Consider the following 13,036-nt stretch of genomic DNA (forward strand, 5'->3'; position numbering starts at 1 on the left):
GGCGCAATGCGCCATTCACTACAGGGCGCCAGGGCGCCGCCAGTAAGCAAATTATATGCCCGAAAGTCGGGGCTTTGCCTAGGCTTGACAACATCCATGTAGTGAAGCAGCGCCTGCGTCAGAGGCGGAATTCGTGTCCCAGGTACACCTCTTTGACCAGCTGGTTGGCCAGAATGGTCTCGGCATCGCCTTCGGCAATCAGCTGGCCGTCGTTGACGATGTAGGCGGTTTCGCAGATATCCAGGGTCTCGCGCACGTTGTGATCGGTGATCAGTACGCCGATGCCCTTGGCCTTGAGGTGGTGGATGATCTGTTTGATGTCGCCGACCGAAATCGGGTCGACGCCGGCAAAAGGTTCGTCGAGCAGGATGAACTTCGGCTCGGTGGCCAGGGCCCGTGCGATTTCCACGCGACGTCGCTCACCACCGGACAGGCTCATGCCCAGGTTGTCGCGGATATGGCTGATGTGGAATTCCTGCAGCAGGGCTTCCAGTGCGGCGCGGCGGCCGGCACGGTCGAGGTCCTTGCGGGTTTCCAGGATGGCCATGATGTTGTCGGCCACCGACAGCTTGCGGAAGATCGAAGCTTCCTGCGGCAGATAGCCGATGCCGGCGCGCGCGCGGCCGTGCATGGGCTGGTGACTGATGTCGAGGTTGTCGATCAGTACGCGGCCCTGATCGGCCTGCACCAGGCCGACGATCATGTAGAAACAGGTGGTCTTGCCGGCGCCGTTGGGGCCGAGCAGGCCGACGATCTGGCCGCTGTCGATGGACAGGCTGACGTCACGGACGACCTGCCGGCTCTTGTAGCTCTTTGCCAGGTGTTGGGCTTTCAGGGTCGCCATTACTGCGCTTGCTCCGGCTGGCCGGTTTTCTTGCGTGGTTGCAGGACCATGTCGATGCGTGGGCGCGGCGTGGTCACCGAGGTGCCATTGGCGCGGCCGGCGTTGACGATCTGGCGCTGGGTGTCATAGACGATCTTCTCGCCTTCGAAGGTATTGCCCTGCTGGATGACCTTGGCCTGGTCGATCAGGACGATGCGTTCGTTGCTGGCGTAGTACTGGATGGTCAGGCCGTAGGCCTTGACGATGTCCTTGTCGGCAGACGGCTTCTGCTCGTAGTAGGCAGGCTTGCCCACCGAGGTGAAGAGTTCGATATCGCCGTTCTTGTCCTGGGTGATGGTCACGGTGTCGCCGGTGATCTTCAGGGTCCCCTGGGTGATCACCACGCCGCCGCGATACACCGCCACGCCTTGCTTGTCGTCCAGTTCAGCGCTGTCGGCCTGTACCCGGATCGGCTGGTCGCGATCGCTGGGTAGGGCCCAGGCAGCGGCACTTCCAAGTGCGCTGCCCAGACTGAGCAGAAGGGGGAGGGTTTTAACGAACCTCATGCTGGCCTCTTACGTTGGACAGCAGGTTGATCCTGCCGTCATTCATGTACGCTTTCATTCCCTGTGCCGTGGTCACCCCGTTGGCGGCCTCGATTCTAACGGCTTGCTGGGTCTGCGCATATTCTTTGTCCGGAAATACGGTCATCCGGCTGCTGGTAATCACGGTGGGTCGGCCTTTTGCGTCGGTACGGGCGATGCGCACCTTGTCGATCAGTTCAACCTCGCTGCCCTGCGGTGCGACTTCGCCGCGCTCGCTCTGCACATGCCAGGGCTGCTCGGTGCCGCGGTAGAGCTGCAGGTCGGGCTTCTGCACCAGGGTCACGTCGGTGGCCTTGAGGTGCTCCAGCTTGTCGGCAGTCATCTCGTAGCGCAGCTTGCCGTCTTCCTGGAACTGCACGGTATGGGCCTTGAGCACATAGAAGTCGATGGCTTGCTCCGCATCGGCTTTGGCGGGCTTGTCCATGAAGCTTTCCGGGCGGATGTTCCAATAGCCGAGCGCCACCAGCAGGGCGGCGACCAGAATGGCGAGTAGGGCGTTGCGCAGTTTGCCGGGCATGAAAAATCCTAGAGGTAGGCGGACTGGGCGGCTTCGAGCGTGCCCTGGCCGCGCATGATCAGCTCGCAAAATTCGCGCGCGGCGCCTTCGCCGCCGCGGGCAGCGGTAACGCCGTGGGCGTGCTGGCGGACGAAGCTGTCGGCGCTGGCCACGGCCATGCCCAGGCCAACGCGGCGGATGACCGGCAGGTCGGGCAGGTCGTCACCGAGGTAGGCGACCTGTTCGTAGCTTAGTCCCAGTTCGCCGAGCAGTTCGTCGAGCACTACCAGCTTGTCTTCGCGGCCCTGGTACAGGTGCTGGATGCCGAGGTTCTGGGCGCGGCGCTCGACCACCGGGGTCTTGCGCCCGCTGATGATGGCGGTGCGCACCCCGGAGTTGATCAGCATCTTGATGCCGTGGCCGTCGAGGGTGTTGAACGTCTTGAATTCGCTGCCGTCGGTGAGGAAGTACAAGCGGCCATCGGTCAGCACGCCGTCCACGTCGAAAATGGCCAGTTTGATGGCCTGGGTGCGTTGCAGCAGTTCAGCGTTCATTTACATCACTCCGGCGCGCAGCAGATCGTGCATGTTGAGGGCGCCGACGGGCTTGTCCTCGCTATCCACGACTACCAGTGCGTTGATCTTGTGGTCTTCCATGATTTTCAGAGCCTCGGCGGCGAGCATTTCGGCGCGGGCGGTCTTGCCGTGGACGGTCATCACCGTATCGATGCTCGCCTGGCGTACATCGATACCTTTATCTAGGGTGCGGCGCAGGTCGCCGTCGGTGAAGATCCCGGCCAGCGTGCCGTCGCCTTCGACGATCACCGTCATGCCCAGGCCTTTGTTGGTCATTTCCAGCAGGGCGTCGCGTAGCGAGGTGCCGCGCTGCACCAGGGGCAGGCGTTCGCCGCTGTGCATGACGTTCTCGACCTTGAGCAGCAGGCGCCGGCCGAGGGCGCCGCCCGGGTGGGAGAAGGCGAAGTCTTCGGCGGTGAAGCCGCGTGCTTCCAACAGGGCGATGGCCAGGGCGTCGCCGAGCACCAGGGAGACTGTGGTGGATGACGTCGGGGCCAGGTTCAACGGGCAGGCTTCCTGGGCTACGCGGGCATCCAGGTTGACCTCGGCGGCCTTGGCCAGCGGCGAGTCGGGATTGCCCGTCATGCTGATCAGGGTGATGCCGAGGCGCTTGATCAGCGGCAGCAGGGTGACGATTTCTGCAGTAGAGCCGGAGTTGGACAGGGCGATCACCACGTCGTCACGGGTGATCATGCCCATGTCGCCGTGGCTGGCTTCGGCCGGATGCACGAAGAACGCCGGCGTGCCTGTGCTGGCCAGGGTCGCGGCGATCTTGTTGCCGACGTGCCCGGACTTGCCCATGCCAACCACCACGACACGCCCCTTACAGGCCAGCAGCAGCTCGCAGGCCTTCACGAAGTCGCCATTGATGCGGGCGAGCACGGCTTCAATGGCCTCGATCTCGAGGCGAATGGTGCGTTGTGCGGATTGGATCAGTTCGCTGGATTGGAACATGACGGATTCACGATGCCAGGCAGAAAAGGCGGGGATTATAACGGCAAAGCCGGATTCGCTCACCTCCGACCATCTCCCGCAGGAAATGTTGCCCGGAAACATCAGGAAAAAGTCCTCATGCCTTGGGCCGGGCGCCTGCCGATGCTATATTCCGCGCCTTGTTCGGTCTGTCCAGCATGCGTGCGGTGCCCCGGTGGCGGGATACTGCGTCTGTCCATGGAAGGCTGTATCACAAGGAGTTTGGATGAGCGCCGAAAATGCCTATGCCGTCGAGTTGAAGGGCCTGACCTTCAAGCGTGGCGCGCGCAACATCTTCGATAACATCGATATTCGCATCCCGCGGGGCAAGGTCACCGGCATCATGGGGCCTTCCGGCTGCGGCAAGACCACTTTGTTGCGCTTGATTGCTGCCCAGCTTAAGCCCTCCAGTGGCGAGGTCTGGGTCAACGGGCAGAACCTGCCGACGCTGTCGCGGGCCGATCTGTTCGATATGCGCAAGCAGTTCGGTGTGCTGTTCCAGAGCGGTGCGCTATTCACCGACTTGGATGTGTTCGAGAACGTTGCCTTCCCGCTGCGCGTGCACACCCAGCTGTCCGACGAGATGATCCGCGACATCGTGCTGATGAAGCTGCAGGCCGTGGGCCTGCGTGGCGCCGTGGAACTGATGCCGGACGAGCTGTCCGGTGGCATGAAGCGCCGCGTGGCGCTGGCCCGGGCCATTGCCCTGGATCCGCAGATATTGATGTATGACGAACCGTTCGTCGGTCAGGATCCTATCGCCATGGGCGTTCTGGTGCGTCTGATTCGCCTGCTCAACGATGCGCTTGGGATCACCAGTGTGGTGGTTTCCCACGACCTAGCCGAAACCGCCAGCATCGCCGACTACCTCTATGTCGTAGGCGATGGCCAGGTGCTGGGGCAGGGCACGCCGGCCGAGCTGATGAATTCGGATAACCCACGCATCCAGCAGTTCATGCAGGGCATTCCGGACGGTCCGGTGCCTTTCCATTATCCGGCCCCGGATTACCTTGAAGATTTGTTGGGAGCGCGTTGATGCGTAAGTCGTCTCCGCTGGAGCGGGTCCGTCTGATCGGTCGCTCCGGGATCGATGTGGTGGCGGCCATGGGGCGCTCGGCGTTGTTCCTGGGCAGTTCGCTGTTCGGTCGCAGTGGTCTGCGCAACGGCGGGCAACTGCTGATTCGCCAGCTGTATTCGGTCGGCGTGCTGTCGCTGCCGATCATCGTGGTGGCCGGCCTGTTCATTGGCATGGTCCTGGCGCTGCAGGGTTACAACATCCTCACCAGCTATGGCTCGGAGCAGGCTGTCGGGCAGATGGTGGCCCTGACCCTGCTGCGTGAGCTGGGGCCGGTGGTGACCGGTCTGCTGTTCGCCGGGCGTGCCGGTTCGGCACTGACCGCGGAAATCGGCAACATGAAGTCCACCGAGCAGCTGTCGAGCCTGGAAATGATCGGCGTCGACCCGCTCAAATACATCATCGCGCCGCGCCTGTGGGCCGGTTTCATCTCCATGCCGCTGCTGGCTGCAATCTTCAGCGTGGTCGGCATCTGGGGTGGAGCGATGGTCGCGGTGGACTGGCTGGGGGTCTACGAAGGCTCGTTCTGGTCGAACATGCAAAACAGCGTGCAGTTCACTGAAGACGTGCTCAACGGTGTGATCAAGAGCATGGTGTTTGCCTTCATGGTCACCTGGATCGCCGTGTACCAGGGCTACGATTGCGAGCCCACCTCGGAAGGCATTAGCCGCGCCACCACCAAGACTGTGGTGTACGCCTCGTTGGCCGTGCTCGGCCTCGACTTTATTCTGACCGCCCTGATGTTTGGAGATATCTGATGCAAAGCCGCTCCCTGGAAGTTGGCGTCGGCCTGTTCCTGCTGGCTGGACTGCTGGCGTTATTGCTCCTGGCCCTGCGGGTCAGTGGTTTGTCCGCTGCAAGTTCGGGCGACACCTACAAGCTGTATGCGAACTTCGACAATATTGCCGGTCTTACCGTCAGGGCCAAGGTGACCATGGCGGGCGTGACCATCGGTAAGGTCACGGCCATCGACCTGGATCGCGACAGCTATACCGGTAGGGTGACCATGGAAGTGGAGAAACGGGTAGACAACCTGCCAGTGGATTCCACTGCCTCGATCCTCACCGCGGGCCTGCTGGGCGAGAAGTACATCGGCATCAGCGTTGGTGGTGAGGAAGACCTGCTCAAAGAGGGTGGGACCATCCACGACACCCAATCCTCGCTGGTGCTGGAAGACCTGATCGGTAAATTCCTGATGAATTCGGTGAACAAGGAAAGCAAATGAGCATGCTCAATTCCCTGCGCAACGGCCTGCTGGCCGCACTTGCCATCCTGCCGCTGCTGGCTCAGGCCGCGCCGACTGCCCATGACGTGGTCGAGCAGACCACCAATCAGCTGCTCGGTGACCTGAAGGCCAACAAAGAGGCCTACAAGCAGAATCCGCAGTCGTTCTATGACAGCCTGAATCGCATCCTCGGTCCGGTGGTCGACAGCGAAGGCATTTCGCGCAGCATCATGACCGTCAAATACTCGCGCGGCGCCAGTGACGCGCAGTTGCAGCGTTTCGAAGACAACTTCAAGCGCAGCCTGATGCAGTTCTACGGCAATGCCCTGCTCGAATACGACAACCAGGGCATCCGCGTCCTGGCCGCCAAGCCCGAGGGTGATGGCCGTGCTAGCGTCGGCATGGAAGTCAGCGACAGCAAGGGCACCATCTATCCGGTGTCCTACACCATGGTGCAGCTCAACGGTCAGTGGATGCTGCGCAACGTGATCATCAACGGCATCAACGTCGGCAAGCTGTTCCGTGATCAGTTCGCTGATGCCATGCAGCGCAACGGCAACGACCTGGACAAGACCATCGACGGCTGGGCCGACGTGGTCGCCAAGGCCAAGGACAGCGCCACCGGCCAGAAGGCCGACGGGCAATGAGCGAAAGCGCCATCCGTCAGGGCGCAGCCGGCGAGCTGCTGCTGTCTGGCGTGCTCGATTACCGCAGTGGCCCGCAATTGCGCGAGACGGGGCGAGCGCTGATCCAGGGCAGCCCGGCCGCGAGCCTGGTGCTTGATTGCGCCGCGGTGGAAAAGTCCAGCAGCGTTGGCCTGTCGCTGCTGCTGGCATTCATGCGCGATGCTCGCGGCGCCGGTAAAAGCCTCAGCGTGCGCGGCCTGCCGAGCGATATGCAGGAAATCGCCCGGGTTTCCGGGTTGCACGAGTTATTCGCCACTCCGGCTTGAATAATCAGGCCCTCTGTCAGCGATCCCGACCCTCGGGCTTCGCAGGCGGGGGGCTTTTTTGTATGATTGCCGACCCGCGAGGCCATGCCCCGCCGAACTATCATTGTGCTGATCGAGGTTGAGCATGCAGGCCGTCGAAGTAAAAAGCCTCCTGGAGGCCAAGTTGCCCAACACCCGTGTTGAGGTGGAAGGCGAGGGCTGCAATTTCCAGCTGAACCTGATCAGTGATGAATTGGCTGCACTGAGCCCGGTAAAACGCCAGCAGCAGATCTACGCCCATCTCAATGCCTGGATCGCTGATGGCAGCATCCACGCCGTGACCATGAAATTCTTCAGCCAGGCCGCCTGGGCCGAGCGTTCCTGAGCCTGCGGGCAACGAGATCCGAATGGACAAACTGATTATTACTGGCGGTATCCGTCTCGACGGCGAAATCCGCATTTCCGGGGCGAAGAACTCTGCCCTGCCGATCCTTGCAGCCACCCTGCTGGCCGATACCCCGGTCACCGTGTGCAACTTGCCGCACCTGCACGACATCACCACCATGATCGAGCTGTTCGGTCGCATGGGTGTGCAGCCGATCATCGACGAGAAGCTCAGCGTCGAAGTCGACGCCAGCAGCATCAAGACCCTGGTCGCGCCGTACGAGCTGGTGAAAACCATGCGCGCCTCGATCCTGGTGCTCGGCCCGATGGTTGCTCGCTTCGGCGAAGCCGAAGTCGCGCTGCCTGGCGGTTGCGCCATTGGTTCGCGTCCGGTTGACCTGCACATCCGTGGCCTCGAAGCCATGGGCGCGAAGATCGATGTCGAAGGCGGCTACATCAAGGCCAAGGCGCCGGAAGGCGGCCTGCGTGGCGCGCACTTCTTCTTCGATATCGTCAGCGTGACCGGTACCGAGAACATCATGATGGCCGCGGCCCTGGCGAAAGGCCGTACCGTGCTGGAAAACGCCGCGCGTGAGCCGGAAGTGGTCGACCTGGCCAACTTCATCAACGCCATGGGCGGCAAGGTCAGCGGTGCCGGTACCGACACTATCACCATCGACGGCGTCGAGCGCCTCGGTGGCGGTCGCTACAGCGTGATGCCCGACCGTATCGAAACCGGCACCTACCTGGTGGCCGCGGCTGCTACCGGCGGCCGGGTCAAGCTGAAGGACACCGATCCGACCATCCTCGAGGCCGTACTGTCAAAGCTGCAGGAAGCCGGCGCCGAGATCACCACCGGCAAGGACTGGATCGAGCTGGACATGAAGGGCAAGCGCCCTAAAGCCGTCAACGTGCGCACTGCGCCGTACCCGGCTTTCCCGACCGACATGCAGGCGCAGTTCATCTCCCTCAACGCCATCGCCGAGGGTACCGGCACCGTGATCGAGACGGTGTTCGAGAACCGCTTCATGCACGTTTATGAAATGAACCGCATGGGCGCGCATATCCTGGTCGAGGGCAACACCGCCATCGTCACCGGCGTACCGCAGCTCAAGGGTGCTCCCGTCATGGCCACCGACCTGCGCGCATCCGCCAGCCTGGTGATCGCCGCACTGGTCGCCGAAGGCGAAACCCTGATCGACCGCATCTACCACATCGACCGTGGTTACGAGTGCATCGAGGAAAAACTGCAGCTGCTGGGCGCCAAGATCCGCCGCGTACCGGGCTAGTTGCGGGTTGCTCCACCGCTGGCGAGCCCGGGCTCGCCAGCGCCAGACGTTTCAAAGCGCTTCTAAGGATTAGGTTTAGCAATGCTCACCATCGCGCTGTCCAAAGGCCGCATTCTCGACGACACCCTGCCGTTGCTGGCAGAGGCCGGTATCGTGCCGACCGAGAATCCGGACAAGAGCCGCAAGCTGATCATCCCCACCACCCAGGACGATGTGCAGTTGCTGATCATCCGTGCCACCGACGTGCCGACCTATGTCGAGCATGGCGCCGCGGACATCGGCGTGGCCGGCAAGGACGTGCTGCTGGAGTACGGTGGCCAGGGCCTGTATGAGCCTCTGGATCTGCAGATTGCCAAGTGCAAACTGATGACCGCCGGCAAGGTTGGCGCGCCGGAGCCGAAAGGCCGCCTGCGCGTGGCCACCAAGTTCGTCAACGTGGCCAAGCGTTACTACGCCGAGCAGGGCCGTCAGGTCGAAGTGATCAAGCTGTACGGCTCCATGGAGCTGGCACCGCTGGTCGGCCTGGCTGACGTCATCATCGACGTGGTCGATACCGGCAACACCCTGCGCGCCAACGGTCTGGAAGCCCAGGAGTTGATCGCCCAGATCAGTTCGCGCCTGGTGGTCAACAAGGCGTCGATGAAGATGCAGCACAGCCGCATCCAGGCGCTGATCGATACCCTGCGCCAAGCCGTCGAATCGCGACACCCCAGCTAATACCCTCAACGCGGCGTTACGCCGCGTCTGCCTATCCGTGTCATAGCCACTTTTCTCGGGCGTCCATGCGGTTGGCTTGGTAGCCTAGCGACGCCCGAGCATTTGCCAATCAAGAGGCCCGCTATGACCAGTCCCATCGCTATCCGCCGACTCAACGCCGCTGACCAGGACTTCGCTCGTCATCTGGATCATCTGCTGAGCTGGGAAAGTGTGTCGGACGATGGCGTCAACCAGCGCGTGCTCGACATCATCAAAGCCGTGCGTGAGCGCGGCGACGCTGCCCTGGTCGAGTTCACCGAGAAATTCGACGGCCTCAACGTCGCCTCGATGGCTGACCTGATCCTGCCGCGCGAGCGTCTGGAGCTGGCCCTGACCCGCATCACACCCGAGCAGCGCAGCGCCCTGGAGAAGGCCGCCGAGCGCGTGCGCCTGTACCACGAGCGGCAGAAACAGGACTCTTGGAGCTACACCGAGGCCGATGGCACGGTGCTGGGGCAGAAGGTCACGCCGCTGGATCGCGCCGGTCTGTATGTGCCGGGCGGCAAGGCGTCGTACCCCTCCTCGGTGCTGATGAACGCCATCCCGGCCAAGGTTGCCGGCGTGCCGGAAGTGGTCATGGTGGTGCCGACCCCGCGTGGCGAGATCAACGAGATCGTCCTCGCCGCTGCCTGCATCGCCGGCGTTGACCGCGTATTCACCATCGGTGGCGCCCAGGCCGTGGCCGCGCTGGCCTACGGCACCGAAAGCGTGCCGCCGGTGGACAAGATCGTCGGCCCCGGCAACATCTATGTAGCCACCGCCAAGCGCCACGTATTCGGCAAGGTCGGCATCGACATGATCGCCGGTCCCTCGGAGATCCTCGTGGTCTGCGACGGCCAGACCGATCCGGACTGGATCGCCATGGACCTGTTCTCCCAGGCCGAGCACGACGAAGACGCCCAGTCGATCCTGGTCAGCCCGGATGCGGCGTTCCTCGATCGCGTCGCCGAAAGCATTGCCAAGCTGCTGCCGACCCTGGAGCGCGAGGCCATCGCCCGCACCTCCATGGAAGGCCGTGGCGCGCTGATCCTGGTGGCCGACATGGCCCAGGCCATCGAAGTGGCCAACCGTATTGCGCCGGAACACCTGGAGCTGTCGGTGGAGAACCCCGAGCAGTACCTGCCGCAGATCCGCCACGCCGGTGCAATCTTCATGGGCCGTTACACCGCAGAAGCGCTGGGCGACTACTGCGCCGGGCCCAACCACGTGCTGCCGACCTCCGGCACCGCGCGCTTCTCCTCGCCGCTGGGCGTGTACGACTTCCAGAAGCGCTCGTCGATCATCCATTGCTCGGCGGAAGGCGCATCTGAACTGGGCAAGGTGGCCTCCGTGCTGGCCCGTGGCGAGTCGCTGACCGCCCACGCCCGTAGCGCCGAGTACCGCATCAAGCCGTAAACACCGAACCTTGTAGGAGCCAGCTTGCTGGCGATGCTCTCAATAGGGATCGCCAGCAAGCTGGCTCCTACACAAAGCAGATCGAACGAATTCGAGGAGAGAAGGGCAGATGAGCAAATTCTGGAGCCCCTTCGTCAAGGACCTGGTGCCCTACGTACCGGGTGAGCAGCCGAAACTGGCCAAGCTGGTCAAGCTCAACACCAACGAGAACCCCTACGGCCCATCGCCCAGGGCGATCGCCGCCATGCAGGCCGAGCTGAATGACAGCCTGCGCCTGTATCCGGACCCCAATAGCGACCGCCTGAAGCAGGCGGTGGCTGACTACTACGGCGTACAGACCGCCCAGGTATTTGTCGGCAACGGCTCCGACGAGGTGCTGGCACATGCCTTCCACGGCCTGTTCCAGCACGGCCGGCCGCTGCTGTTTCCGGACGTGACCTACAGCTTCTACCCGGTCTATTGCGGCCTGTACGGCATTGCCTACGAGGCCTTGCCGCTGGATGAGCAGTTCCAGATTCGCGTGGAAGACTATGCGCGCCCGAACGGCGGCATCATCTTCCCCAACCCCAATGCACCGACCGGTTGCGCCCTGGGCCTGGACGCCATCGAGCGCCTGCTCAAGGCCAACCCGGAAACGGTGGTGCTGGTCGATGAGGCCTATATCGACTTCGGCGGCGAAACGGCGATCAGCCTGGTCGGCCGTTATCCGAACCTGCTGGTGGCGCAGACCTTGTCCAAGTCACGCTCGCTGGCGGGCCTGCGAGTGGGCCTGGCGGTCGGTCACCCGGACCTGATCGAGGCGCTGGAGCGGATCAAGAACAGCTTCAACTCCTACCCGCTGGACCGCATGGCAATTGCCGGCGCGGCGGCGGCGTTCGAGGACCGGGCGTATTTCCAGCAGACCTGCCAGGCGGTGATCGACAGTCGTGAGCAACTGGTCGCGGCACTGTCTGCCCTGGGCTTCGAGGTGCTGCCATCGGCGGCCAACTTCGTATTCACCCGTCACCCGCAGCACGATGCGGCTGAGCTGGCGGCGGCGCTGCGTGAGCATGGCGTGATCGTGCGTCACTTCAAGCAGCAGCGTATCGCCCAGTTCCTGCGCATCACCATTGGTGCGCCGGAGCAGAACCAGGCGCTGCTGGATGCCTTGGCTCAGGTGCTGTAATCGCGCGGACTTTGCTATGAAAAAAGGCGCCTTTCGGCGCCTTTTTTCATTCTTCCTGCTGCTTGGCTTCCTGCGGGGGGCGTACGCCGATTTCGGCGGTCAGCTCCAGCGTCTCGCCGTTGCGCAGCACTTCGACGACGATCTTCTCGCCGGGCTTGGCCCGTGCCACCTGGTTCATCGAGCGGCGGCCATCCATGGCTTCTTCATTGCCGATACGCATGATCAGGTCGCCAGGCTGCAGCCCGGCCAGTTGCGCCGGGCCGCCGCGGTAGATACCAGCGACCAGGATGCCAGCACGGCCCTGCAGGCCGAAGGACTCGGCCAGTTCCTGGGTCAATGGCTGCACTTCGATGCCCAGCCAGCCACGAATCACCTGGCCATGCTCGATGATCGCCTTCATCACATCGAGCGCCAGTTTCACCGGAATGGCGAAGCCGATGCCTTGCGAGCCGCCGGACTTGGAGAAGATCGCGGTGTTGATGCCGATCAGGTTGCCGTGGGCGTCGACCAGGGCGCCGCCGGAGTTGCCGGGGTTGATCGCCGCGTCGGTCTGGATGAAGTCCTCGTAGGTATTGAGGCCCAGCTGGTTGCGCCCGGTGGCGCTGATGATGCCCATGGTCACGGTCTGGCCGACGCCAAAGGGGTTGCCGATGGCCAGGGTGACGTCGCCGGTCTTGATCTGCTCTGAGCGGCCGAGGGTCATGGTCGGCAGGTCCTTGAGGTCGATCTTGAGCACGGCCAAGTCGGTTTCCGGGTCGCTGCCGACCAGGCGGGCGACGGTCTCGCGGCCGTCCTTGAGCGCCACGACGATCTGGTCGGCGCCTGCAGTGACGTGGTTGTTGGTCAGCAGGTAGCCTTCCGGGCTCATGATTACCGCCGAACCGAGGCTGGATTCCATGCGCCGCTGCTTGGGCAGGTTGTCGCCGAAGAAACGGCGGAATACCGGGTCATCGAACATCGGCGAGGTTGAGCGGCTGACCATCTTGGTGGTGTACAGGTTGACCACCGCCGGCGCAGCGTTGGTCACCGCATCGGCATAGGACACCGGGCCTTCCTGGGCGACGCCGTACTGCGGTGCCTGCTTCAGGTACACGTCATGGCTGGGCAGGCCGACCCACTGCGGGTAACGCTGGATGATCAGCATCGCCAATAGCAGACCGGCCAGCAGGGGCCAGCCATAGAAACGCAGGGCCTTGAACATCGAGGGAGAATCCTGAGGGTTGCGAGGGCACTGAGTGGCCCTTAAGGTGGCGGCATTATAGGGTCTGTTGCTGTTTCGTTCACGACCGCGACGGAGCCATTTTTTGTGCGGAGCTAGGCACGAGACGCGAGGTTTGGTCGTCCA

General features: G+C 63.0%; 16 protein-coding genes. 10 read left to right on the forward strand and 6 right to left on the reverse strand.

What is annotated here, in order from left to right:
- Positions 1-118: 118 nt before the first annotated feature.
- The 5 genes from lptB to H3H51_RS10765 are packed head-to-tail and all read right to left on the reverse strand — an operon-like array spanning position 119 to position 3,453.
- The gene (gene lptB / locus H3H51_RS10745) at positions 119-844 is read right to left on the reverse strand and encodes an LPS export ABC transporter ATP-binding protein (protein ID WP_183089041.1); all 726 of its coding nucleotides are present in this window, start codon (positions 842-844) and stop codon (positions 119-121) included.
- Complete coding sequence (gene lptA / locus H3H51_RS10750; protein WP_183089042.1) at positions 844-1,389, reverse strand: lipopolysaccharide transport periplasmic protein LptA; 546 nt, start codon at positions 1,387-1,389, stop codon at positions 844-846. Before lptA ends, lptB begins: the two co-directional genes overlap by 1 nt.
- Positions 1,376-1,945, reverse strand: coding sequence for an LPS export ABC transporter periplasmic protein LptC (gene lptC / locus H3H51_RS10755; protein ID WP_183089043.1), 570 nt, complete (start codon positions 1,943-1,945; stop codon positions 1,376-1,378). Before lptC ends, lptA begins: the two co-directional genes overlap by 14 nt.
- Positions 1,946-1,953: 8 nt before the next feature.
- Positions 1,954-2,478: a KdsC family phosphatase gene (locus H3H51_RS10760; RefSeq protein WP_183089044.1), complete on the reverse strand. Its 525-nt coding sequence runs from the start codon at positions 2,476-2,478 to the stop codon at positions 1,954-1,956.
- Positions 2,479-3,453 carry a KpsF/GutQ family sugar-phosphate isomerase gene (locus tag H3H51_RS10765; protein WP_183089045.1) on the reverse strand — a complete coding sequence of 325 codons (975 nt, stop codon included), beginning with the start codon at positions 3,451-3,453 and terminating at the stop codon, positions 2,479-2,481.
- A gap of 244 nt (positions 3,454-3,697) precedes the next feature.
- On the opposite strand from H3H51_RS10765, the gene H3H51_RS10770 reads away from it, so the two are divergent.
- The 10 genes from H3H51_RS10770 to hisC all read left to right on the forward strand — a co-directional run bounded on the left by H3H51_RS10770 (position 3,698) and on the right by hisC (position 11,691).
- Positions 3,698-4,507 carry an ATP-binding cassette domain-containing protein gene (locus H3H51_RS10770; RefSeq protein ID WP_183089046.1) on the forward strand — a complete coding sequence of 270 codons (810 nt, stop codon included), beginning with the start codon at positions 3,698-3,700 and terminating at the stop codon, positions 4,505-4,507.
- Positions 4,507-5,304: a lipid asymmetry maintenance ABC transporter permease subunit MlaE gene (gene mlaE, locus H3H51_RS10775; protein ID WP_183089047.1), complete on the forward strand. Its 798-nt coding sequence runs from the start codon at positions 4,507-4,509 to the stop codon at positions 5,302-5,304. Before H3H51_RS10770 ends, mlaE begins: the two co-directional genes overlap by 1 nt.
- A complete protein-coding gene (gene mlaD, locus H3H51_RS10780; protein ID WP_183089048.1) occupies positions 5,304-5,771 on the forward strand; it encodes an outer membrane lipid asymmetry maintenance protein MlaD in 468 nt (155 codons plus the stop codon). The genes mlaE and mlaD overlap by 1 nt, the downstream gene beginning before the upstream one ends.
- Positions 5,772-5,773: 2 nt before the next feature.
- The gene (locus H3H51_RS10785; protein WP_183089347.1) at positions 5,774-6,418 is read left to right on the forward strand and encodes an MlaC/ttg2D family ABC transporter substrate-binding protein; all 645 of its coding nucleotides are present in this window, start codon (positions 5,774-5,776) and stop codon (positions 6,416-6,418) included.
- Positions 6,415-6,723, forward strand: a complete 309-nt coding sequence (locus H3H51_RS10790) for an STAS domain-containing protein (RefSeq protein ID WP_183089049.1) — start codon at positions 6,415-6,417, stop codon at positions 6,721-6,723. The genes H3H51_RS10785 and H3H51_RS10790 overlap by 4 nt, the downstream gene beginning before the upstream one ends.
- 124 nt (positions 6,724-6,847) lie before the next feature.
- Positions 6,848-7,087 carry a BolA family protein gene (locus tag H3H51_RS10795; protein WP_183089050.1) on the forward strand — a complete coding sequence of 80 codons (240 nt, stop codon included), beginning with the start codon at positions 6,848-6,850 and terminating at the stop codon, positions 7,085-7,087.
- 22 nt (positions 7,088-7,109) lie between these two features.
- Positions 7,110-8,375: a UDP-N-acetylglucosamine 1-carboxyvinyltransferase gene (gene murA, locus H3H51_RS10800; RefSeq protein ID WP_183089051.1), complete on the forward strand. Its 1,266-nt coding sequence runs from the start codon at positions 7,110-7,112 to the stop codon at positions 8,373-8,375.
- A gap of 81 nt (positions 8,376-8,456) precedes the next feature.
- Positions 8,457-9,092 (forward strand): ATP phosphoribosyltransferase, encoded by a 636-nt coding sequence (gene hisG / locus H3H51_RS10805; RefSeq protein WP_183089052.1) that lies wholly within the window; start codon positions 8,457-8,459, stop codon positions 9,090-9,092.
- Positions 9,093-9,215: 123 nt separating this feature from the next.
- On the forward strand, positions 9,216-10,526 hold the full coding sequence (gene hisD, locus H3H51_RS10810; protein ID WP_183089053.1) for a histidinol dehydrogenase: 1,311 nt from the start codon (positions 9,216-9,218) through the stop codon (positions 10,524-10,526).
- 109 nt (positions 10,527-10,635) lie between these two features.
- Positions 10,636-11,691, forward strand: coding sequence for a histidinol-phosphate transaminase (gene hisC / locus H3H51_RS10815; RefSeq protein WP_183089054.1), 1,056 nt, complete (start codon positions 10,636-10,638; stop codon positions 11,689-11,691).
- A gap of 46 nt (positions 11,692-11,737) precedes the next feature.
- Here the strand turns inward: hisC and algW are convergent, their stop codons facing one another.
- Complete coding sequence (gene algW / locus H3H51_RS10820; protein WP_183089055.1) at positions 11,738-12,892, reverse strand: Do family serine endopeptidase AlgW; 1,155 nt, start codon at positions 12,890-12,892, stop codon at positions 11,738-11,740.
- Positions 12,893-13,036: the final 144 nt, after the last annotated feature.

It is taken from the genome of Aquipseudomonas ullengensis (assembly GCF_014174475.1).
GTDB lineage: Bacteria > Pseudomonadota > Gammaproteobacteria > Pseudomonadales > Pseudomonadaceae > Aquipseudomonas > Aquipseudomonas ullengensis.